This is a genomic window from Erythrobacter sp. W302b, assembly GCF_046452395.1.
Lineage (GTDB): Bacteria > Pseudomonadota > Alphaproteobacteria > Sphingomonadales > Sphingomonadaceae > Erythrobacter.
Genome location: NZ_JBKFDH010000001.1, coordinates 1,287,789 through 1,307,611, shown reverse-complemented (window position 1 = coordinate 1,307,611; position 19,823 = coordinate 1,287,789). Strand labels below are relative to the sequence as shown.

Below are 19,823 nucleotides of genomic sequence, written 5' to 3'. Positions count from 1 at the left end.
ATCCATGGCCGTCACTGATCTTCCCCTGGTTGCTCCCGACCGCAAGGCCGCGGGCTTTCGGCCGCTCAAGGTGCTCCACCACTTCGGCAAGCTGGTCGAAGACAAGGAGGACACCGAGCAGGTGTTCCACATTATCGAGGCGACCAAGGGCAGGAAGAGCCACGCGCAGGCGCGCGCCTTCGTCACGTCGCCCGAGGGGCGCCGGATGATGGCGGAAGGCGTCGACATCCCCGCCATGCTCGATGATCACGCGCGCTGGGCCGATTGTGCGCCGAACAGTGTCGCGGCGCATTATATCGCATTCATGAAGCGCGAAGGCCTGTCTGCGGCCGGACTGGTGGCCGAAAGCCACCGCTGGGCACCGCCTGAAAGCCTGCCGCGCGACCAGATCCAGTGGTATTTTGATCGCCAGCGCGACACGCATGACCTGTTTCATGTGCTGACCGGTTATGGCCGCGATGCGCTGGGCGAGGTGAGCCTGCTGGGCTTCACCTACGAGCAGAACCATAACACCGGCATCCTCTTCATCGCCTATGCGGGCGCGCGGCAAATCAAGAAGGTGAGCGGCACCAAGGCGCCGATCTTCGCCGCGATCAAGGAAGGGCGCAGGCTCGGCCGTGCTGCCGCCAAGATTTCGCATCAGGACATTGCCGCGTTGATGCACGAGGATATCGGCGCAGCGCGGGCGCGGCTCGGCATTGGCAGGCCCGAGGTCTATCGCCAGTGCCTCACGATCCTCGAAAGCGAAGGCACAATGCGTGACGAACTCACGCTCGGCGGGGCTGGCGCGCAGGCGGCCTGAGGCTTCAGCGCAGTTCCTTGCGGATCACCAGCTTGAGGCCTGACCAGACCTCATCAATCGCGCAGACCTTGGTGTCGACCAGACCGAGCGGCAGAGCGATCTCGCGGATCGTGTCTTCGGTGATGTCGGTCGGGACTTTCGCGGCTTTCTTCGGCCAGCTCACCCAGATCTGACCATCCGGCGCGATCTGTTGGCGCAGCGCGGTGAGGTGCGCCTCCAGCGCGGCGCGGGCTGTCACGAAGATATGCGCGGCATCAATTCCTTCGGCCGGGTCGGCGACGAAGAACAGCTCGAGCGCATATTCGTCGATCTCGTCGATGACAGGCTCGGGCATGGCGTCGAACCACACCCGCATCCCGTCACGCAGGTTCAGCTTCTTGACCAGCGGCGTGCCGGAATAGCCGGAGGCCACCCCTCAGGCTTCCATCCACGCGTCGAAGAACCGCTGGTTTGCGGCACGCAATTCGCTGAGCGGGATGCCGAGCACATGATCGCCGCCCACGGTGCCGATCCGCTGGAAGCCAATCTGCGCGGTGTCGGCATCGCGCGTGCCCTTGGCGAGCGCGGCATTGAGCGCTGCGACATCGGGGACAGTCACCAGATAGCGCCCCTGATCCTCACCAAACCACCATTGCGCCGGGGTGTAATCGGGGTTGCCTGCCAGATCGGCTTCGGCACCGATACCGCCCGCCAGCGCCATTTCCGCCAGCGCCACCGCGAGGCCGCCATCGCTGAGATCATGCACAGCGTTGACGAGGCCATCGGCGATCAACTCGTGGATGATCTCACCCGCCGTCCGTTCGACGACCAGATCCGTCGGCGGGGTGCGGCCCGCTTCCATGCCCTTGACCACCCGGAGCCACAGCGACTGCCCGAGGTGCGAGCGGGTCGGATCGGGCTTGGCCCAGAATTCCGGGCCGACGAGGTAGATCGCATCACCCTCGTTCTTGAAGTGCATCGTCATCATCTTGGCGAGGTCGGTGATGATGCCGACGCCCCCGATCGCCGGGGTGGGGAGGATCGCCGAGCCGCCGCCGGTCGCCTTGCTCTCGTTGTAGAGGCTGACGTTCCCCGAAACGATGGGAAAGTCGAGTGCCCGGCAGGCATCGCCCATGCCTTCGAGGGCGTGGACGATCTGCGCCATGATCTCGGGGCGCTGCGGATTGGCGAAATTGAGGCAGTTCGTCACCGCCAGCGGACGCGCGCCAACTGCGCAAAGATTGCGGTATGCTTCGGCAATGGCTTGCTTACCACCCTCGTACGGATCGGCGAAGACATAGCGCGGCGTGCAGTCCGTGGTGATCGCGAGCGCCTTGCCGGTCCCATGCACCCGGACCACGCCCGCATCGCCGCCGGTCTGGAGCGTGTCGGCGCCGACCTGCGAATCGTACTGCTCGGCAATCCAGCGGCGCGAGGCGAGGTCGGGGGAGGCCATCAGGGTGAGGAGGTCCGCGGCGACATCATCGGTCGCGGGCACTTCGCCCAAGGGCTTCACGCCTGCCCATGCCGCATAATCCTCCTTCGAGAGATAGGGCCGGTCATAGAGCGGGGCTTCATCCGCCAGCGGGGCGAGGGGGATGTCGCACACCACTTCGCCGTTGAATTCGAGCACCATGTGCCCGGTGTCGGTGACTTCTCCGATCACCGCGAAATCGAGCTCCCACTTCTTGAAGATCGCTTCGGCCATGGCTTCCTTGCCGGGCTTCAAGACCATGAGCATCCGCTCCTGGCTTTCCGAGAGCATCATCTCGTAGGGGGTCATGCCGGTTTCGCGGCAGGGCACCTTGTTCATGTCGAGCCGGATGCCCGCGCCGCCCTTGCTCGCCATTTCCACCGAGGAGGAGGTCAGCCCCGCCGCGCCCATGTCCTGGATCGCGACGATCGCATCGGTCGCCATCAGTTCAAGGCAGGCCTCGATCAGGAGCTTCTCGGTGAAGGGATCGCCGACCTGCACCGTCGGGCGCTTGGCCTCGGCATCCTCGCCGAAGTCGGCCGAAGCCATGGTTGCGCCGTGGATGCCGTCGCGGCCGGTCTTGGAGCCGACATAGACGATCGGGTTCCCGAGGCCGGTGGCGGCCGAATAGAAGATCTTGTCCTGGTCAGCCACGCCCACGGTCATGGCGTTGACGAGGATGTTGCCATCGTAGGCCGGGTGGAAATTGGTCTCGCCCGCCACGGTCGGCACGCCGACGCAATTGCCGTAGCCGCCGATGCCTGCGACCACGCCCTGCACGAGGTGCTTCATCTTGGGGTGTTCGGGCCGCCCGAAGCGCAGCGCGTTGGCGTTCGCCATCGGCCGCGCGCCCATGGTGAAGACGTCGCGCAGAATCCCGCCCACGCCCGTCGCCGCGCCTTGGTAAGGCTCGATATAGGAGGGGTGGTTGTGGCTCTCCATCTTGAAGATCGCCGCCTGCCCGTCGCCGATGTCGATCACGCCCGCATTCTCGCCCGGGCCGCAGATCACCCAGGGTGCTTCGGTGGGGAGCTTCTTCAGGTGGATGCGCGAGGACTTGTACGAGCAATGCTCCGACCACATCACCGAGAAGATGCCGAGTTCGACAAGGTTCGGCTCGCGGCCCAGCGCGTGCAGGACACGCTCATATTCCTCGGGGGAAAGGCCGTGCTGTTCGACGATTTCGGGGGTGATTGCGGTCATCGTGGGGACTCCTTGCGCCGCCCCCTAGATTACTGAAGCGCGAAGGCCAAGTTGCCGCGTTTGCGGAACCAGCGATTCTCCCCGACCCAGGTCGCCAGTGCGGTCATGATCCCGAACGCGATCAGCGCCTGCATGGCGAAGACAATCCCGGCACTCTCCGGGTGAGGGCCAAACCAGCTGATCGCCTGCAACAGCAGCATAACGCCGATCAGAATCAGAGGCGGCCCCGCTGGCCCGCGCGTCCGGCGCAGATAAAAGGCGAAAGCGCCAAGCGTCAGCCCCAGTTCCAGCGGGATCGCGACCCAAGGCATGTCCCACAGCCCCAGCCCGAGCTTGGGCGGCGCGCCGTCCAGAGTGAGATCGGGCACGTGCACCAGCCAGTCGAGCAGCCAGTGCGACAAGACCACCAGCCCGGCCAGCACCCCCAGCTTCAGATCGCGCCGCTGCAGCGCCACCACGCCGAGCAGCGCGGCGGCAAAGACCGCGGTTCCGATCAGGCTGTGGCTATAGGGCATGTCATGAAAGTCGATCGGCGACATCACGCTCGCCGGTGGATCGACGATGCGCATATGCTCGACGCCGATGATGGTGAAGACGAAGAACGCCCAGTCCACCAACTGCGCAGCCACGAACATCAGCCCCAGCCGCGGCCGCTCCGGGCTGACCGCGGCGGCGACGAAGGCGGGGGCGAAGTGGCCGATGAACATGGAAGCAGCGTTGGCCTCAGCTTGGCGTGGCGGCGGTGGCGGGGACGAAGCGGAGCACCACGAAAGTGGCAATCCCGCTCGCCGTGCCGGTTACGAACGCGCCCCATAGGATATCGAGCACGCTGATATGCGTCGCCCAGACCTTCATCACCGCTTGCGAGGTCAGATCAAAAGTGGCGTAGCACAGCGCGCCAAGCAGAATGCCGTTGAGCACGGCCGCTTGCACCGTCCCGCTCTCAATCCCCGGACGGATCGCGAACCACGTGATCCCCGCGATGTAGATCAGGTAGAAGGCAATCGCCGCGCCCGCGTTGAAGTCCTTGGCCATGATCTCGCCGATCACCGGGCGATAGAGATTGCCCGCCGCCCAGCGCAGCCAGACGATGTCGAACGCCAGGAAGGATACGGCTGCGACGCCATAGGCGATGATCCACTTGAGCATATTGCGTGCATTTCCTGTTTTGGTGATCCTGCCCGTCACGGCCAGCCTTGACCGCGCCCGCGCGCCCCGTCAATGCTTCGCACCATGGACGAGGGCACAGCAGCGCCGGCAGCGGCCGGACAAGACATTGCAGGCATGAGCTTCGAGCAGGCGCTGGCCGCGCTCGAACAGATCGTGCAGGCGCTTGAACGCGGGGATGTGCCGCTCGATCAGTCGATCAGCCTTTATGAGCGCGGAGAGGCGTTGCGGCTTGCCTGCCAGCAGCGGCTCGATGCGGCGCAGGCCCGGATCGAGCGGATTGTGACGGCGGCCGATGGCCGGGCGACCGGCACGCAGGCCTTTGACGCGGAAGGCTGAAGCGATGTTGGCAGAGACCCAAGGCAATGTGCTGCGTGACGCCATCCGCAGCGTGCAGTCCGAAATCGATTCGCTGTTCGATGCGCTTTTGCCCGTCCCGGACGACACCAGTGCGCGCTTGATCGAAGCGATGCGTTATGCCGCCATCGGCGGCGGCAAGCGGGTGCGGCCATTGTTGGTGTGCAGCACCGCGAGCCTGTTCGGCGTCTCACGCGATGCCGCGATGCGAGTGGGGGCAGCGATCGAGGCGATCCACGTCTATTCGCTGATCCACGATGATCTGCCCTGCATGGACAATGACGATCTGCGCCATGGCAAGCCGACCCTCCACAAGGTCTATGACGAGGCGACGGCGGTGCTGGCAGGCGATGCGCTTCATGCGCTGGCCTTCGAGATTCTCGCCGACGATGCCACCAGTGAAGATCCCTTCACCCGCAGCGAATTGATCCTGACCCTGGGCAAGGCATCGGGGATGCACGGCATGGCCGGCGGACAGATGATGGACATGGTCGCGGATGAGGAAGGGGTCGAGTATGACCTCCACACCATCACCCGGCTGCAACAGCTGAAAACCGGCGCGCTGCTGGCGGCCAGTGTCGAGATGGGGGCGATCCTCGGCAAGGTCGCGCCGCAGGGCCGCGCGCATTTGCGGGCCTATGCCCGCGATATCGGCCTCGCGTTCCAGATTGCCGACGATCTGCTGGATGTCGAAGGCGATATCGAAAAGGCGGGCAAAGCGCTGCGCAAGGACGAAAGTCAGGGCAAACAGACCTTCGTGACGCTGATGGGCGCGGACAAGGCGCGCGAACAGGCCCGCGCGCTGGTCGATCAGGCCGTGTTGCGGCTCGCTTCCTATGGCAGCGAGGCGGATATCCTGCGCGCGCTCGCCCGCTTTATCGTTGAACGCGAATCCTGAGCGACATTCTCAAGGCACGAAGAGGGGAAAGCGGATGGCATTCCGGCAGGTGATTCAGGAAGAAAGCCGCGGCGGTGTCACCATGCGGGTGCATCGCTACGTCGAAAAGAAGATGGTCGCACGCGGACTGCCCACCGGGGTGGAAGGGCAGATGCACTATATCGCCGAGCCGACGGATGTGCATCAGCTCGAAATCGAGATCAGCAATGCCGCTGTCCTGATCGAGCCGGGCGCGCTGCAATATTCCTATGGCAATCTCAGCGCCGAAGTGGTCCGCCACGAAGCGAACAAGGGTTTCTTCGCGCGCGCCGCCGCTTCGGCTGCGACAGGCGAATCCGCCCATGCGACGCGCTACTCCGGATCGGGCACGATCTGGTGCGAACCGGTGCGCCGCCACTTCGTGCTGGCGACGATGGACGGCCCGCAGGATGCGCTGCTGCTGGATGACCGGGCGTTCTATGCCTGTGCGGCCGAGATTTCCCTCACCACGCATATGCACAAATCGATTTCGGGGATGTTTTCGGGCAATGGTCTGGCCCAGCCCAAGATCACCGGCTCCGGCGTGTTTGCGGTCGAAAGCCCGGTTCCGGTGCACGAGATTGACGAGGTGCCGGTGCGCCCGGGCGAGGAAGTCGTGGTCGATGGCGATTTCATGCTGATGTATTCCGCCTCGCTCGAGGTGACGATTGGCCCACTGGTGCAGGGCCTGCGCAGCGCGATGCGGTCGGGCGAGGGCTTCGTCTACAAGATGCGCGGATCAGGCAGCGTCTGGGTCACGCCGTCGGCCCGGATCGCCTGAGCCAGGCACGCGCCAGACCTAGGGAGAGGACATTGTCATGAGTCGCCGCATCGGGATTTACCCGGGGACATTCGATCCCATCACGCTGGGCCACGCCGACATCATCCGGCGCGGGTCAAAGCTGGTCGATCACCTGATCATTGGCGTGACGACCAATCCATCCAAGAACCCGATGTTCTCCACCGACGAACGCTTCCGCATGGTCGAGCGCGAGGTGGCGAACATGGGCCTCACCAATGTCGAGGTGGTGGGCTTCAACGCGCTGCTGGTGAAGTTCGCGCAGAAGCAGGGCGCCAGTGTCATCATCCGGGGGCTGCGCGCTGTTGCCGATTTCGAATACGAATATCAGATGGCGGGCATGAACCAGCAGCTCGACGACAACATCGAAACCGTGTTCCTGATGGCGGATGTCTCGCTCCAGCCGATCGCGTCCAAGCTGGTGAAGGAAATCGCGGTCTATGGCGGCGATATCGCCCGCTTTGTCAGCGCGCCGGTGTGCGAGGAAGTGAACGCCCGCGTGCGCGAGCAGGGGCTGAAGGGCGATTACTGAGGTGCTGCCCGCGCTGTCATGCGCCTCTCATTCATTGCAGTGTCAGCCGGGCAGGGCTAAAGCGCCCGCACAAATCCGGATGGAACCATGATCATCACCAAGCTTGCGCCTGCTCTTGCCGCCCTGTTGCTGTTTGCCGCCCCGCAGGCGGTGTTCGCGCAGAAGCAGAAGGACGATACCCCGCCCGAGGCTTTCGGCGACAACGCCGAAAAGCCCGATGAGGACGCTGTCCCCACGGTTGCGCGCACCTATCCGCCGATCAATTTCGATCCCACGGTCGATCCCGAGAATGTCTGGGTGCTCGATCTGTCGAACGGCCAGCGGGTCAAGATCCGCCTGGCTGCCGATTGGGCACCCGCCCATGCCGAACGGATCAAGACGCTCACCCGCGCAGGCTTCTACAATGGCGTGGTGTTCCACCGCGTGATCGAAGGCTTCATGGCGCAAGGCGGCGATCCGACCGGGACCGGGCAGGGGGGCAGCGAGCTTCCCGATCTGAAGGCCGAGTTCAACCCGATGCCGCACGTGCGCGGGACGTTGTCGATGGCGCGCGCTGCGGACGAGGACAGCGCCAACAGCCAGTTCTTCATCGTCTTCTACCCGCGCTTTAGCCTCGACAAGAAATACACCAATTTCGGCCGGGTGATCGAGAATATGGACGCGGTCGACGCGATCAACCGGGGTGAGCCGCCGGCGTCGCCGACCTATATCGTTCAGGCCTCGCTCGCCAGCGACATCCTGCCGCCCCCGCCGCCGCCCGCACCGGCGCAGGATGCGCCGATTTCGGCTGACATGTTGAGTGCGCCGATCCCCTAAGGGGCTTCCCGGCGGCGCGCCATCGGGCTAGGGGCGCGCGCCATGAAGGTTGACCTGTTCGATTTCGATTTGCCCAACGGACGCATAGCGCTGCGCCCCGTGCGTCCGCGCGATGCGGCGCGGATGCTCGTCGTACGCGGGGCTGATGCGCCATTCGAAGACCGCGGCGTGCGCGACCTGCCGAGCCTGCTCAATGCGGGCGATGTGCTCGTCTTTAATGATACCCGCGTCATCCCCGCTCAACTGGAAGGCCGCCGCGCTGATGGTGAGGCCAAGATCGGTGCCACGCTCCACAAGCGGATCGACCTTAGGCGCTGGCAGGCGTTCGTTCGCAACGCCAAGCGGGTGAAGGAGGGCGATCAGATCGTGTTCGGCGGCGGTGTCACCGCGATTGCTGAGGCACGGTTTGCGGACGGCTCGATCACGCTGTTTTTCGAGGGCGAGGAACCGGTTGAAGTCCTGCTCGACCGCGCGGGCACCATGCCACTGCCGCCCTATATCGCGTCGAAACGCGGGGTCGATGCGCAGGATCTGGAAGATTACCAGACCATGTTCGCGCGGGAAGAGGGCGCGGTTGCCGCGCCGACCGCCTCGCTGCATTTCACGCAAAGGTTGGTCGATGCGATCGACGCCGCCGGGATCGGACGGGCGATGCTGACGCTCCACGTCGGGGCGGGCACGTTCCTGCCGGTCAAGGCCGACGATACCGACGATCACCAGATGCACGCCGAGTTCGGCCGCATCTCCGCCGAGACCGCCGACCAGCTCAACGAAGCCCGCGCCAAGGGCGGCCGGATCATCGCGGTCGGCACGACGTCGCTCCGCTTGCTCGAAAGCGCGGTCGATAGCGAGGGCATCATCCAGCCCTTCGCCGGGGACACGAGCATCTTCATCACGCCGGGCTACAAGCTGCGCGCGGTCGACGGGCTGATGACCAATTTCCACCTGCCCAAATCGACCCTGATGATGCTGGTGAGCGCCTTGATGGGCCGTGAGCGGATGATGGCGGCCTACCAGCACGCCATCGCGAATGAATACCGGTTCTATTCCTATGGTGACTCCTCGCTGCTGCTCCCGTAATCGGTAGCTATGAGCGAACCTATCCTCTCGATCCGCGGCCTGACGAAGACCTACAAGAACGGCCCGCGGGCGCTTGATTCGGTCGATCTCGATATTCGGCCGGGTGAGATCTTCGCGCTGCTGGGGCCGAACGGGGCGGGCAAGACCACATTGATCGGCGCGGTGTGCGGGTTGGTGCGGCCCACGGGCGGGACGATTACGGCCTTTGGACAAGACCTGTCGCGCGATTGGCGCAAGGCCCGCGCCCGCATCGGGCTGGTGCCGCAGGAACTCGCAACCGACATGTTCGAAAGCGTGTGGCGCGCCGTCGCCTATTCGCAAGGCCTGTTCGGCCGCCCCCATGATCCCGCGCGGCTCGAGGAAATCCTGCGCAGCCTGTCGCTGTGGGACAAGAAGGACGCGCAGATCCGAGCGCTCTCCGGCGGGATGAAGCGCCGGGTGCTGATCGCCAAGGCGCTGGCGCATGAGCCGGAATTGCTGTTCCTCGACGAGCCGACCGCGGGTGTCGACGTCGAGCTGCGCAAGGACATGTGGCAGCAGATCGCCGCCCTGAAGGAGCGCGGCGTCACCATCATTCTCACCACGCACTACATCGAGGAAGCCGAGGAAATGGCCGACCGTGTGGGTATTATCCGCGGGGGCCGCATCCTGATGGTGGATGAGAAGCGCGCGATGATGGAGCGGCTTGGCACGACCGAAGCGGTGATCAGCTTGGCCGCGCCGCTGGCGGCGATCCCGCCCGCGCTCGCCGGGTTTCCGGTGGAGCTGGCTGAGGGCGGGATGCAGCTCACCTATCGCGGCGGGAACGGGCAGGGCGGGGGCCGGGCTCAGGTCGCGCAGCTGACCCAAGCGCTGACCCGCGCGGGGATATCCTATACCAGTCTCGACATTCACGATTCCTCGCTGGAAGATATTTTCGTCGGCCTGCTGGGCGAAAAGGAGGCCGCGTGATGCATTTCAACGCGCGCAGCGCGCTTGCCATTTATCGCCGCGAAATGGCCCGTGCATTCCGCACCGCCTTCCAATCGATCCTCTCCCCGGTGCTGACCACTTCGCTTTATTTCGTGGTGTTCGGATCGGTGATTGGCGCGCGGATGGAGCCGATTGGCGGGGTGCCATACGGTGCCTTCATCATCCCCGGCCTGCTGATGCTGACGCTGCTGGGCGAGACCACCAGCAACGCGAGCTTCGGCATCTACATGCCGCGCTTCACGGGGACGATTTACGAACTGCTCTCCGCTCCCGTCGGCGTGGCGGAGACACTCGCCGGGTTCGTGGGAGCGGCGGCGACCAAGGGGCTCATCCTCGCCGCCATCATCCTCGGCACGGCGACCTTCTTTGTCGATTACGAGATCAAGTATCCGCTGCTGGCGGCCATCTACATCATGCTGGTGGCAGCCAGCTTTGCGCTGTTCGGGTTCATCCTGGGCATTTGGGCGGACAGCTTCGAAAAACTCGGGATCATCCCCCTGCTGATCCTCACGCCGCTGACCTTTCTGGGCGGCACTTTTTACTCCATCCGCGAATTGCCGACACCGTGGGACGCGGTCGCGCTTGCCAATCCGATCGCCTTTCTGGTGAGCGGGCTGCGCTATAGCTTCTATGGTGTGTCCGATGTGCCGATCGGCGTGTCGCTTGGCCTCACCATCGGCTTCCTGGCGCTGTGCACCCTTGTGATTGCAGTGATTTTTCGCACCGGATGGCGCCTGCGCGAGTGACGTTCGTGGATCGGCCAAGGCTCTTGGTCGGAGCATATGCACTGTCTGGCCGACATTAACGGCAAGTCTAACCTTCGTTCATTGCGCAGAAAGTCGCCGATTCCTAAATGCTTGGCCACCTGCTGCACCCCCTGCGGCCGGTCCAACGAAGGATAACAAGAATGAAAAAGATCGCATTCGCTTCGCTCGCAGCGATGGGCGCGATTGCGCTGCCGGCCGCAGCGCAGGCCCAAGATTCGACCAAGCCGGAAGTCACCATCGGTGCTTCTGTCGGTCTCCATGACCTCGCCGTGGATGTTGACGATGCCGACCTCGACGGCTTTGACATCGACGAGAGCGGCGAAATCTTCGGTGGCTTTGCTGCGGTCGACTTCCCGCTCGGCACCAACCTGTTCGCCGGTGTGGAAGGCAACGCCCACTTCGGCAGCGGCCCGATTGATGCGGAATACGGCGTTTCCGGTCGTCTCGGCTTCCGCACCGATGGCGGCTCGAAGATCTATGCCCGCGGTGGCTACCAGTGGGTCGACCTCGACGCCGGTAACCTGATCGGCGTGCCCGATTTCGACGAGAGCGACTTCCCCGGCCTCGACACCACCGCCGGTGACTACCTCGTCGGCGTCGGCGTTGAAGTTCCGGTGAGCTCGGTTGTTCTGCGCGCCAACGTCGATACCATCGCGTTCGACACTCTGCGCGGCACGGTCGGCGTCGGCTTCAAGTTCTGATCGTCTGATCGAAACTGAAACCAGCAGCGGGTCGTTCGCCATCATGGCGAGCGGCCCGTTTGCTTTTCCCCGCTCGCTTTAGGGGTGACAGGCGCGCGCCGCCTCGCTAGCGCGCGGGGCCAATGACCGCCCCCCGTTTCTCCTTCACCCTCCACGCCACGGACGGCAAGGCGCGCACTGGCTCCATCGCCATGCAGCGCGGCGAAATCCGCACGCCGGCCTTCATGCCGGTTGGCACGGCGGCGACGGTCAAGGCAATGAAGCCCGAAGCCGTGCGCGGCACGGGCGCGGACATCATCCTCGGCAACACCTACCACCTGATGCTGCGCCCCGGCGCGGAGCGCGTCGCGCGGCTCGGGGGCCTGCACACCTTCATGAACTGGCAGCGCCCGATCCTGACCGATAGTGGCGGGTATCAGGTCATGAGCCTGAGCGAGTTGCGCAAGCTGACCGAACAGGGCGTTGAATTCCGCAGCCACCTCGATGGCAGCAAGCACATGATCACGCCCGAACGCTCGATGGAAATCCAGCGGTTGCTCGGCAGCGACATCGTCATGGCCTTTGACGAATGCCCCCGCGCAGACCGCCCGCGCGACGAGATCGCGGCTTCGATGGAACTCTCCATGCGCTGGGCCAAGCGCAGCCGAGAGGGTTTTGACAGCGGCGCAGACCACGCAAGCCGCGCCGCCTTGTTTGGCATCCAGCAGGGCGCCTTGCACGAAGACCTGCGCCGGATCAGCGCCGAGAAACTCATCGACATCGGCTTCGATGGCTACGCCGTTGGCGGCCTGGCTGTGGGCGAGGGGCAGGAGGCGATGTTCGGTGTGCTCGACTACGCGCCCGACATGCTACCTAAGGATCGTCCGCGCTACCTGATGGGCGTCGGCAAGCCTGATGACCTCGTCGGCGCGGTTGAGCGCGGGATCGACATGTTTGATTGCGTGCTGCCGACCCGTTCCGGCCGCAACGGGCAGGCCTTTACGTGGAACGGCCCGCTCAACCTCAGGAACGCGCGCTTTACCGAGGACACCGGCCCGCTGGACGATCGCTGCCAGTGCCCGGTCTGCACCACCTATAGCCGCGCCTATATCCACCACCTCGTCAAATCGGGCGAGATGCTGGGGGCGATGCTGGTCACAGAGCACAACCTCAGCTTCTATCAGGCCCTGATGCAGGGGATGCGCGATGCCATTGCGGGCGGGCGCTTTGCCAGTTTTGCCAGCGACTTCCGCCGCGATTATCTGCACCGAGGGGCTTGAAGCCTGCTGTTCCCCCGCTAGTCTCCACGCCTTGGTAGGAGCGGGGGAACAATCATGAATTTGGCAAGCACGGCCGCGTCGGCGGTGCGCAACCTGCTCATTGCGGGCACTGCGCTTGCCTTGGTCGCCACGGGCGCCGTCGTCCAAGCGCAGGCGGCCACCGATGAGGCGGCCGTCCGCTTCGGTGCGCGCGCCGATGTGCTCGACATCAGCCTTTCGCCTTCGGGCAACAAGATCGTCTTCGTTTCAGCCGGGCCCGGGCACACGGAGGTGGTCAATGTCATCGACTTCACGGCCGAGGCGGCGGTCAAGGCGGTGCTGACCAATGGCGAGAAGTTGGTGGACATCGATTCCTGCGAGTGGGCGAGCGAAGTGCGGCTGCTGTGCCAGTTTTCGGGAATGGGCGGCGCGGACGGAGGAATTCTGATCCCGTTCGACCGCCTGATTGCGCTCAATGCTGACAGCACCAACATCCGCATGATCAGCCAGCGCGATTCCCCGCGCGCCTTGGGCTTCAACCAGTTCGGCGGCGATGTCCTTGCGCTCGATGTGGCGGGTGAGGAGGGCATGATCCTCATGACCCGCAACTTCATCCCGGAAATGACGGTCGGAACGCGGCTCGGCAACGAAAAGCGTGGCCTGGGGGCGGAGCTGGTCGATATTGCCAACGGGCGGTCGCGCATCCGCGAACAGCCTGATGATGCGACACTGCGCTATATCGCCGATGAGCAGGGGCGGGTTCGCGTGAAGATGCAGGCCCAGCGGGATTCGAATGGCAATCTCATCGGCACCTTCCGCTATTTCTTTCGCACGCCCGACAACAATAGCTGGGCACCGCTCGAATCTCTCACGATTGATGGGCAGCCGACCGAGCGGATGGTACCGCTCGCGGTTGATAGCACGCGCAATGTCGCTTTCGGCTTTGTGACCAAGAACGGCTATGATGCGATCGCCGAAGTCGCACTGGACGGCACCGGCATCGGCAAACTGCTGATGGCGCGCGGCGATGTCGACGTGGATGGTCTGATCCGCATCGGTCGCAAGAACCGGGTGGTCGGTGCAAGCTACGCGACGGAAAAGCGCGAGATCGCCTATTTCGACCCGGCGATGGCCAAGCTTGCGGCCGATCTTGGCAAGGCGCTGCCCGATCAACCGCTGGTCAATATCGTTGGCGCCAGTGCGGACGAGCAGAAGCTGCTGCTGATCGCATCGAGCGACACCCAGCCCGGCATGGTCTACCTCTTCGACCGCAAGGCCCGCGCGCTGGAGCCGCTGCTGCCGCTGCGCTCACGGCTTGAAGGGCAGGCCATGGGGCAGATGAAGCCGGTCAGCTATCCCGCGGCTGACGGAACACAGATCCCCGCCTACCTCACCCTTCCGCCCGGATCGGACGGCAAGGGCCTGCCTGCCATCGTTCTTCCCCACGGCGGCCCGGCGGCGCGGGACGAATGGGGGTTTGACTGGCTAGTGCAATACTTCACCGCCAAGGGCTATGCCGTGCTTCAGCCCAATTACCGCGGCTCATCGGGCTATGGCGAGGCATGGTACGGGCGCAACGGCTTCAAGGCATGGGAAGTCGCGATTGGCGACGTCAACGACGCGGGCCGCTGGTTGGTGAGCGAAGGCATTGCCGTGCCGGACAAGCTCGCCATCGCCGGTTGGTCCTACGGAGGTTATGCGGCGCTGCAATCGCAGGTCCTCGACCCAGCGCTGTTCAAGGCGGTGGTGGCGATCGCACCGGTCACGGACCTCGGCTTTTTGATCGACGATGCGCGCGACTATACCAATGCGCGGATGGTCCGCGAATACGTGGGCGAGGGGCCGCATGTGGCCTCGGGCAGTCCGCGCCGCCATGCCGAAAGGTTCGCAGCGCCCGTCGCGCTGTTCCACGGGACGCGCGATCTCAACGTCGATGTGCGACATGCGCAGGCGATGGAGCGAGCGCTCAAGGCCGCGGGCAAATCCGTCACCTACCGCGAATATGCCGATCTCCAGCATGGGCTCGATGACAGTGCGGTTCGTGCCGAAATGCTGGCCGATATCGGGCGCTTTCTCGAGACGGCTTTGAATGGCGGATGATGGGTGGGGAAGCCCCTCGACAAGAGGCGGTTTGACCGCCTAGGGCGCTGGCCATGACCGATTGTCCCCTGAACCCTGAAGACTGCACAACCATGCCCGAAGTCCGCGCGGGGGTCGATGCGCTCGATGTCGAACTGGTCGCATTGCTCGCCAAGCGCTTCGGCTACATGCGCGCCGCTGCCCGGATCAAGCCCACCCGCGATGCCGTGCGGGACGAGTCGCGCAAGGCCAGCGTCATCGCCGCCGCCGTGGCCGAGGCCGAAGCCCACGGCATTCCGGCAGACGTGATTGGCGACATCTGGGAGCGTCTCGTCGAAGGTTCGATCGCCTATGAATTCGGCGAATGGGACCGGATCAGGGACTGACCTCGGTTTTCCCAGCCGGCAACGAAAAAGGGCGGCCCCGCAAGGCCGCCCTTTTCGTATGCATCACTGTCCGAAGGATCAGCGCGAGTAGAATTCCACCACCAGGTTCGGCTCCATCGTGACCGGGTAGGGCACTTCGTCGAGCTTCGGCACGCGGGTGAAGGTGATCTTGTCGTTGCCATCGGGCTGGACGTAATCGGGAATGTCACGCTCGGCGAGGCCCTGGGCTTCGATCACGAGAGCCATTTCCTTGGCCTTGCTGCCGAGGCTGACGACATCGCCGATCATCACGCGGCGCGAAGCGATGTTGCACTTCACACCGTTCACATAGATGTGGCCGTGGCTGACAATCTGACGGGCCGAGAAGATGGTCGGCGCGAACTTGGCGCGGTACACCACCATGTCGAGACGCTGTTCGAGCAGGCCGATCAGGTTCTGGCTGGTGTCGCCCTTCATGCGCGATGCTTCGGCATAGGTGCGCTTGAACTGCTTTTCGGTGACGTCACCGTAATAGCCCTTCAGCTTCTGCTTGGCGCGCAGCTGGAGGCCATAATCGCTCATCTTGCCCTTGCGGCGCTGACCGTGCTGGCCGGGGCCGTAGGAACGCTTGTTCACCGGGGAATTGGGGCGACCCCAGATGTTTTCGCCCATCCGGCGGTCAAGCTTGTACTTGGCGCTTTTGCGCTTCGACATACGTCTTCCTTCAAATTGCTGGGCCGCCCCCATTGGGCAGCCATCAAACCCGGCATCGCTCCATCACGCCCGTAGGCGAGATGCGGCCACTGCTTCACCGGGGTGCAGGGCCCATTTGCGAAGGCGCGCGCATAGCAGGATGACCGCGAAGGTCAAGCGTTGCGCGCCGTTTGGTTTGCTCCGGTCAGAGCGGCACGTTCAATCCGCGCCATTCTTCCATGGTGCGGCAGACGCGGGTCTTGCGGCGGCTCGATGCGTCGGCCCGGACAGACTTGCACACGCGCTTGTTATCCTCGGCGGTGTCTTTCTTGGCAGTTTCGTCCTCCGGCTTGGGAGCGGGGGTCTCAGTTGCGGTCGGTGTTTCTCTGGCCTGCTCGTCAGACTGAGCGGCGGCGGCGAAAGGCAAAAGCAGCAGGCCGCCGGCACAGGCCAGCAGGAGGCGACGCGGGGGAATCATCAAAAATCTCACTTGGTTGGATCCGGGGTGGTCCAGAGCTAACCGCTGGCGGGCGCGTGTCCAACACCGTTCGACGAACGACGTTACTCGATCCGTCCGCGCTCGATCGTGCTCAGAACGCCTCTCAGGGTCCGCACTTCGAGGTGGTTCCAGCCCGGCTTGGTGAGCACCCCGCGCAAGGTGCGGCGCGACGCTTCGGCGCGGGCTTCGGGGCGGAAATAGCCGCGGGGGGTGAGCAGCGCCTCAAAGTGGGCGATCAAACCCTCAAGCTCTTCCTGCGGCGCCGGGGGCAGGATGTCCTCGACCGTCGGCTGCACCAGAACCGGATCGATCTCCGTCATCTCGCGACCAGCGCGTGACCATTCATAAGCAACCAGAATCACCGCCTGCGCGAGATTGAGCGAGCCGAATTCGGGATTGATCGGAATAGTGAGGATATTGCGGGCCAGCGCGACATCTTCAGTTTCAAGGCCCGAACGTTCGGGCCCGAAGATGATCGCGTGGCGGCCTGCCTGAGTGTGAACCAGCCGACCGGCCTCATCCGCGCCGATCACCGGCTTGGTCACGCCGCGCTTGCGCACCGTCGTGGCGTGGACATGCGCGCAGTCAGCGACCGCTTCGGCCGTTGTGGCGTAAACCTTGGCCTGTTCCAGAACGATATCCGCGCCTGAGGCCGCAGGCCCTGCCGAGGGGTTAGGCCAGCCATCGCGCGGGGATACCAGCCGCAGTTCGGTCAGCCCGAAATTGAGCATCGCGCGCGCCGCCTTGCCGATATTCTCGCCCAATTGCGGACGCACGAGAACGATCACCGGCTTGTTGAGGTCAGCCATGGTCTGCCTATTCTTTCGCGGCTTGCTGCACGGTGCTGGCAAATTCCTCGAAATCCCGCGCTTCGGAGAAATCGCGGTAGACAGAGGCGAAGCGGATATAGGCGACCGAATCGATCTGCCTCAAACCCTCCATCACCAGCTCGCCGATATGCGAGGACGGAACCTCGGCCTCGCCTGAAGTCTCGACCTGCCGCTGGATGCCCGAGATCAGCTGATCGAGCCGTTCCTGATCAATCGAACGCTTGCGGGTGGCGAGCGAGATTGATTGTTCGAGCTTGGAGCGTTCGAACGGCTCGCGACGGTCACCCGATTTCACCACCACGACTTCGCGCAGTTGCACGCGCTCGAAGGTGGTGAAGCGCGCTCCGCATGACGAGCACTGGCGACGCCGCCGGATCGAGGCATTGTCCTCGGTCGGGCGGCTGTCTTTTACCTGCGTATCGTCATGGGCACAAAAGGGGCAGCGCATTCAGAGGGTTATTTCTTTATTCTCGTATAGAGCGCAACACCCGCTCCGGCCAGCGCACCAAGGATCGGGCCGCCAACGACCAGCCAGCCCGCCGCAAGACCAATGGCTGCACCGGTCAATACAGTCGGTGTTGAAGGATGGTTCATCCCCTCCTTGGCCATGCCGGTGACTTCGGTCTTCACATCCTCGACCCAGTCGGGGGTGCCTTTGGGATCATTCATGGCTGAGGCCTCCTCACATTCCGGGATAGACAGGGAAGGCAGCGCACAGCGCGCTGACCCGGCTTCGCACGCTCTCTTCGATCTGTGCATCGCCTTCGGGGCCGTTCTTGGCGAGGCCTTCCACCACTTCGGCGATCAGCTTACCGACGGTGCGGAACTCCTCCGGGCCGAAGCCGCGGGTGGTGCCGGCGGGCGTGCCGAGGCGAATGCCGCTGGTCACGAAGGGCGAGCGGGTGTCGTAGGGGATGCCGTTCTTGTTGCAGGTGAGGAAGGCGCGGTCGAGGCCCTTCTCGGCGTCCTTGCCGGTCACGTCCTTGGCGGTGAGGTCGACCAGCATCGAATGGTTGTCGGTGCCGCCGCTGACGATCCTGAGCCCGTTCTCCTCAAGGCTCGCCGCCAGCGCGCGGGCGTTTTCGACGATGCGGTGCGCGTAGTCACGGAACGAGGGATCGAGCGCTTCCTTGAAAGCCACCGCCTTGGCCGCGACGATGTGCATCAGCGGGCCGCCCTGAAGGCCGGGGAAGACCGCCATGTTGAGCGACTTGGTGTATTTCTCGTCATTCCACAGGATGATGCCCGAACGGGGGCCGCGCAGGCTCTTGTGGGTGGTCGAGGTGACGATGTCGCAATGTGGGAAGGGCGAGGGGTGAGCGCCGCCCGCGACGAGGCCGGAGATGTGGCTCATGTCGCACAGCAGCACCGCGCCCACTTCATCGGCGATGGCGCGGAAGGCGGGGAAGTCCCAGGTGCGCGAATAGGCGGTGCCGCCGCAGATGATGATCTTGGGCTTGTTTTCCCGTGCCTTGGCGGCGACTTCGTCCATGTCGATGGTCTCGGTCTCGCGGGAAACGCCATAGGAGACGACGTTGAACCACTTGCCGCTCATGTTGACCGGCGAGCCGTGGGTGAGGTGTCCGCCCGAGTTGAGGTCCAGCCCCATGAAGGTATCGCCGGGATTGAGCAGGGCGAGAAACACCGCCTGGTTCATCTGCGAGCCCGAATTGGGCTGCACATTGGCAAAGTTGCACCCGAACAGCTGCTTGGCACGTTCGATCGCCAGGGTTTCGACCACGTCGGCATAGTCGCAGCCACCATAGTAACGCTTGCCCGGATAACCCTCGGCATACTTGTTGGTGAACACCGAGCCTGCCGCTTCGAGCACCGCGCGGCTCGCGATGTTTTCCGAGGCGATCAGCTCGATCTTGTCACGCTGACGTGCGAGTTCCTTGCCGATGGCTGCCGCGATCTCGGGATCGGCGTGGGCCAAGTCATTATGCCAGAACCCGTCCATGGGAGAGGTGCGGGTAACGAAGTCGAGGGGGGCGGTGCTCATTGGTGGGTCTCGATATGGTCGGGAGAGAAGGGCGGCTTGCCGAGCTTGCCGACCCGGCGTTGGTGGCGCCCGGCCGGATCGCCGGCATCGGCGAATTCTGTATCAAGGAACGTGGCTAGGCAGGATTTGGCCATCTCTATCCCTACGAGCCGCGCACCCATTGCGATGCAATTGGCATCATTATGTTCGCGGGCGAGGGCGGCCGACAGGGGCTCGGAGACCAGAGCACAGCGCACCTGCGGGTGGCGGTTGACGCTGATCGAGATGCCGATGCCCGACCCGCACAGGGCAACGCCGAATTCGACTGTACCCTCGGCGATGATCTCGGCGAGGCGATAGCCGTAATCGGGGTAATCGACGCTCTGCCCGGGTTCGGGGCCGAGGTCGGCGACGTCGTGGCCTTCTTCGATGAGCCACTCGGCGAGTTCCGCCTTCAGCTCGACGGCGGCATGATCAGAGGCAATGGCGATGCGCATGGCGTGCACATAGTCGCATAGGCAAGGATTCTCTACCCCTCGCGCAAGGCTTTTCGACCGGCGGTTCGGCGCTGTG

General features: G+C 64.2%; 24 protein-coding genes. 13 read left to right on the top strand and 11 right to left on the bottom strand.

Features of this window, described 5'->3' with window-relative positions:
- Positions 1-4 precede the first annotated feature (4 nt).
- On the top strand, positions 5-802 hold the full coding sequence (locus ACLBKT_RS06370; RefSeq protein ID WP_410182105.1) for a Coq4 family protein: 798 nt from the start codon (positions 5-7) through the stop codon (positions 800-802).
- A 4-nt stretch (positions 803-806) separates the two neighbouring features.
- Here the strand turns inward: ACLBKT_RS06370 and ACLBKT_RS06365 are convergent, their stop codons facing one another.
- The 4 genes from ACLBKT_RS06365 to ACLBKT_RS06350 are packed head-to-tail and all read right to left on the bottom strand — an operon-like array spanning position 807 to position 4,607.
- Positions 807-1,214: a DUF3052 family protein gene (locus ACLBKT_RS06365; protein WP_410182104.1), complete on the bottom strand. Its 408-nt coding sequence runs from the start codon at positions 1,212-1,214 to the stop codon at positions 807-809.
- A gap of 3 nt (positions 1,215-1,217) precedes the next feature.
- Complete coding sequence (gene purL / locus ACLBKT_RS06360) at positions 1,218-3,458, bottom strand: phosphoribosylformylglycinamidine synthase subunit PurL (protein ID WP_410182103.1); 2,241 nt, start codon at positions 3,456-3,458, stop codon at positions 1,218-1,220.
- Between the two features lie 29 nt (positions 3,459-3,487).
- Positions 3,488-4,165 (bottom strand): hypothetical protein, encoded by a 678-nt coding sequence (locus tag ACLBKT_RS06355; protein WP_410182102.1) that lies wholly within the window; start codon positions 4,163-4,165, stop codon positions 3,488-3,490.
- Between the two features lie 16 nt (positions 4,166-4,181).
- Positions 4,182-4,607: a DUF2177 family protein gene (locus ACLBKT_RS06350; protein ID WP_410182101.1), complete on the bottom strand. Its 426-nt coding sequence runs from the start codon at positions 4,605-4,607 to the stop codon at positions 4,182-4,184.
- A gap of 84 nt (positions 4,608-4,691) precedes the next feature.
- On the opposite strand from ACLBKT_RS06350, the gene ACLBKT_RS06345 reads away from it, so the two are divergent.
- The 12 genes from ACLBKT_RS06345 (at position 4,692) to ACLBKT_RS06290 (ending at position 15,268) form a co-directional block, all read left to right on the top strand.
- Positions 4,692-4,964, top strand: a complete 273-nt coding sequence (locus tag ACLBKT_RS06345; RefSeq protein WP_410182100.1) for an exodeoxyribonuclease VII small subunit — start codon at positions 4,692-4,694, stop codon at positions 4,962-4,964.
- 4 nt (positions 4,965-4,968) lie between these two features.
- Entirely contained in the window at positions 4,969-5,880 is a 912-nt protein-coding gene (locus tag ACLBKT_RS06340) for a polyprenyl synthetase family protein (protein WP_410182099.1), read from the top strand.
- A 34-nt stretch (positions 5,881-5,914) separates the two neighbouring features.
- Positions 5,915-6,679: an AIM24 family protein gene (locus tag ACLBKT_RS06335; RefSeq protein ID WP_410182098.1), complete on the top strand. Its 765-nt coding sequence runs from the start codon at positions 5,915-5,917 to the stop codon at positions 6,677-6,679.
- Between the two features lie 37 nt (positions 6,680-6,716).
- Entirely contained in the window at positions 6,717-7,229 is a 513-nt protein-coding gene (gene coaD / locus ACLBKT_RS06330; protein WP_410182097.1) for a pantetheine-phosphate adenylyltransferase, read from the top strand.
- A gap of 87 nt (positions 7,230-7,316) precedes the next feature.
- On the top strand, positions 7,317-8,045 hold the full coding sequence (locus ACLBKT_RS06325) for a peptidylprolyl isomerase (protein ID WP_410182096.1): 729 nt from the start codon (positions 7,317-7,319) through the stop codon (positions 8,043-8,045).
- A gap of 42 nt (positions 8,046-8,087) precedes the next feature.
- Complete coding sequence (gene queA, locus ACLBKT_RS06320; RefSeq protein WP_410182095.1) at positions 8,088-9,125, top strand: tRNA preQ1(34) S-adenosylmethionine ribosyltransferase-isomerase QueA; 1,038 nt, start codon at positions 8,088-8,090, stop codon at positions 9,123-9,125.
- A gap of 9 nt (positions 9,126-9,134) precedes the next feature.
- On the top strand, positions 9,135-10,076 hold the full coding sequence (locus ACLBKT_RS06315) for an ABC transporter ATP-binding protein (RefSeq protein ID WP_410182094.1): 942 nt from the start codon (positions 9,135-9,137) through the stop codon (positions 10,074-10,076).
- Positions 10,076-10,843 (top strand): ABC transporter permease, encoded by a 768-nt coding sequence (locus ACLBKT_RS06310; RefSeq protein ID WP_410183657.1) that lies wholly within the window; start codon positions 10,076-10,078, stop codon positions 10,841-10,843. Before ACLBKT_RS06315 ends, ACLBKT_RS06310 begins: the two co-directional genes overlap by 1 nt.
- A gap of 161 nt (positions 10,844-11,004) precedes the next feature.
- Positions 11,005-11,565: an outer membrane beta-barrel protein gene (locus ACLBKT_RS06305; RefSeq protein WP_410182093.1), complete on the top strand. Its 561-nt coding sequence runs from the start codon at positions 11,005-11,007 to the stop codon at positions 11,563-11,565.
- Between the two features lie 122 nt (positions 11,566-11,687).
- The gene (gene tgt / locus ACLBKT_RS06300) at positions 11,688-12,824 is read left to right on the top strand and encodes a tRNA guanosine(34) transglycosylase Tgt (protein WP_410182092.1); all 1,137 of its coding nucleotides are present in this window, start codon (positions 11,688-11,690) and stop codon (positions 12,822-12,824) included.
- Positions 12,825-12,878: 54 nt separating this feature from the next.
- Positions 12,879-14,903: an alpha/beta hydrolase family protein gene (locus tag ACLBKT_RS06295; RefSeq protein WP_410182091.1), complete on the top strand. Its 2,025-nt coding sequence runs from the start codon at positions 12,879-12,881 to the stop codon at positions 14,901-14,903.
- A gap of 53 nt (positions 14,904-14,956) precedes the next feature.
- Complete coding sequence (locus ACLBKT_RS06290; RefSeq protein ID WP_410182090.1) at positions 14,957-15,268, top strand: chorismate mutase; 312 nt, start codon at positions 14,957-14,959, stop codon at positions 15,266-15,268.
- 78 nt (positions 15,269-15,346) lie between these two features.
- On the opposite strand, the gene rpsD is transcribed toward ACLBKT_RS06290, so the two are convergent.
- From rpsD to ACLBKT_RS06255, 7 genes are all read right to left on the bottom strand, one after another.
- Positions 15,347-15,961, bottom strand: a complete 615-nt coding sequence (gene rpsD, locus ACLBKT_RS06285; RefSeq protein WP_166546283.1) for a 30S ribosomal protein S4 — start codon at positions 15,959-15,961, stop codon at positions 15,347-15,349.
- A 184-nt stretch (positions 15,962-16,145) separates the two neighbouring features.
- Positions 16,146-16,418, bottom strand: coding sequence for a hypothetical protein (locus tag ACLBKT_RS06280; protein WP_410182089.1), 273 nt, complete (start codon positions 16,416-16,418; stop codon positions 16,146-16,148).
- An 83-nt stretch (positions 16,419-16,501) separates the two neighbouring features.
- Positions 16,502-17,248 carry an RNA methyltransferase gene (locus ACLBKT_RS06275; protein WP_410182088.1) on the bottom strand — a complete coding sequence of 249 codons (747 nt, stop codon included), beginning with the start codon at positions 17,246-17,248 and terminating at the stop codon, positions 16,502-16,504.
- A gap of 7 nt (positions 17,249-17,255) precedes the next feature.
- Entirely contained in the window at positions 17,256-17,717 is a 462-nt protein-coding gene (nrdR, locus tag ACLBKT_RS06270) for a transcriptional regulator NrdR (RefSeq protein ID WP_066528190.1), read from the bottom strand.
- An 8-nt stretch (positions 17,718-17,725) separates the two neighbouring features.
- Entirely contained in the window at positions 17,726-17,938 is a 213-nt protein-coding gene (locus ACLBKT_RS06265) for a hypothetical protein (protein ID WP_410182087.1), read from the bottom strand.
- A gap of 13 nt (positions 17,939-17,951) precedes the next feature.
- On the bottom strand, positions 17,952-19,271 hold the full coding sequence (glyA, locus tag ACLBKT_RS06260) for a serine hydroxymethyltransferase (RefSeq protein WP_410182086.1): 1,320 nt from the start codon (positions 19,269-19,271) through the stop codon (positions 17,952-17,954).
- Positions 19,268-19,747 carry an RpiB/LacA/LacB family sugar-phosphate isomerase gene (locus ACLBKT_RS06255; protein WP_410182085.1) on the bottom strand — a complete coding sequence of 160 codons (480 nt, stop codon included), beginning with the start codon at positions 19,745-19,747 and terminating at the stop codon, positions 19,268-19,270. Before ACLBKT_RS06255 ends, glyA begins: the two co-directional genes overlap by 4 nt.
- Positions 19,748-19,823 lie beyond the last annotated feature (76 nt).

Excerpts from the sequence above, each read along its gene's own strand:
- ACLBKT_RS06310 (WP_410183657.1), top strand. The coding sequence starts at position 10,076 with ATGCATTTCAACGCGCGCAGCGCGCTTGCCATTTATCGCCGCGAAATG.
- ACLBKT_RS06295 (WP_410182091.1), top strand. The coding sequence starts at position 12,879 with ATGAATTTGGCAAGCACGGCCGCGTCGGCGGTGCGCAACCTGCTCATT.
- purL (WP_410182103.1), bottom strand. The coding sequence starts at position 3,458 with ATGACCGCAATCACCCCCGAAATCGTCGAACAGCACGGCCTTTCCCCC.
- ACLBKT_RS06275 (WP_410182088.1), bottom strand. The coding sequence starts at position 17,248 with ATGGCTGACCTCAACAAGCCGGTGATCGTTCTCGTGCGTCCGCAATTG.
- ACLBKT_RS06370 (WP_410182105.1), top strand. The coding sequence starts at position 5 with ATGGCCGTCACTGATCTTCCCCTGGTTGCTCCCGACCGCAAGGCCGCG.
- rpsD (WP_166546283.1), bottom strand. The coding sequence starts at position 15,961 with ATGTCGAAGCGCAAAAGCGCCAAGTACAAGCTTGACCGCCGGATGGGC.
- ACLBKT_RS06350 (WP_410182101.1), bottom strand. The coding sequence starts at position 4,607 with ATGCTCAAGTGGATCATCGCCTATGGCGTCGCAGCCGTATCCTTCCTG.
- ACLBKT_RS06265 (WP_410182087.1), bottom strand. The coding sequence starts at position 17,938 with ATGAATGATCCCAAAGGCACCCCCGACTGGGTCGAGGATGTGAAGACC.
- ACLBKT_RS06345 (WP_410182100.1), top strand. The coding sequence starts at position 4,692 with ATGGACGAGGGCACAGCAGCGCCGGCAGCGGCCGGACAAGACATTGCA.
- ACLBKT_RS06340 (WP_410182099.1), top strand. The coding sequence starts at position 4,969 with ATGTTGGCAGAGACCCAAGGCAATGTGCTGCGTGACGCCATCCGCAGC.
- glyA (WP_410182086.1), bottom strand. The coding sequence starts at position 19,271 with ATGAGCACCGCCCCCCTCGACTTCGTTACCCGCACCTCTCCCATGGAC.
- ACLBKT_RS06355 (WP_410182102.1), bottom strand. The coding sequence starts at position 4,165 with ATGTTCATCGGCCACTTCGCCCCCGCCTTCGTCGCCGCCGCGGTCAGC.
- ACLBKT_RS06325 (WP_410182096.1), top strand. The coding sequence starts at position 7,317 with ATGATCATCACCAAGCTTGCGCCTGCTCTTGCCGCCCTGTTGCTGTTT.
- tgt (WP_410182092.1), top strand. The coding sequence starts at position 11,688 with ATGACCGCCCCCCGTTTCTCCTTCACCCTCCACGCCACGGACGGCAAG.
- coaD (WP_410182097.1), top strand. The coding sequence starts at position 6,717 with ATGAGTCGCCGCATCGGGATTTACCCGGGGACATTCGATCCCATCACG.
- ACLBKT_RS06280 (WP_410182089.1), bottom strand. The coding sequence starts at position 16,418 with ATGATTCCCCCGCGTCGCCTCCTGCTGGCCTGTGCCGGCGGCCTGCTG.
- ACLBKT_RS06305 (WP_410182093.1), top strand. The coding sequence starts at position 11,005 with ATGAAAAAGATCGCATTCGCTTCGCTCGCAGCGATGGGCGCGATTGCG.
- ACLBKT_RS06290 (WP_410182090.1), top strand. The coding sequence starts at position 14,957 with ATGACCGATTGTCCCCTGAACCCTGAAGACTGCACAACCATGCCCGAA.
- ACLBKT_RS06335 (WP_410182098.1), top strand. The coding sequence starts at position 5,915 with ATGGCATTCCGGCAGGTGATTCAGGAAGAAAGCCGCGGCGGTGTCACC.
- ACLBKT_RS06315 (WP_410182094.1), top strand. The coding sequence starts at position 9,135 with ATGAGCGAACCTATCCTCTCGATCCGCGGCCTGACGAAGACCTACAAG.
- ACLBKT_RS06255 (WP_410182085.1), bottom strand. The coding sequence starts at position 19,747 with ATGCGCATCGCCATTGCCTCTGATCATGCCGCCGTCGAGCTGAAGGCG.
- queA (WP_410182095.1), top strand. The coding sequence starts at position 8,088 with ATGAAGGTTGACCTGTTCGATTTCGATTTGCCCAACGGACGCATAGCG.
- nrdR (WP_066528190.1), bottom strand. The coding sequence starts at position 17,717 with ATGCGCTGCCCCTTTTGTGCCCATGACGATACGCAGGTAAAAGACAGC.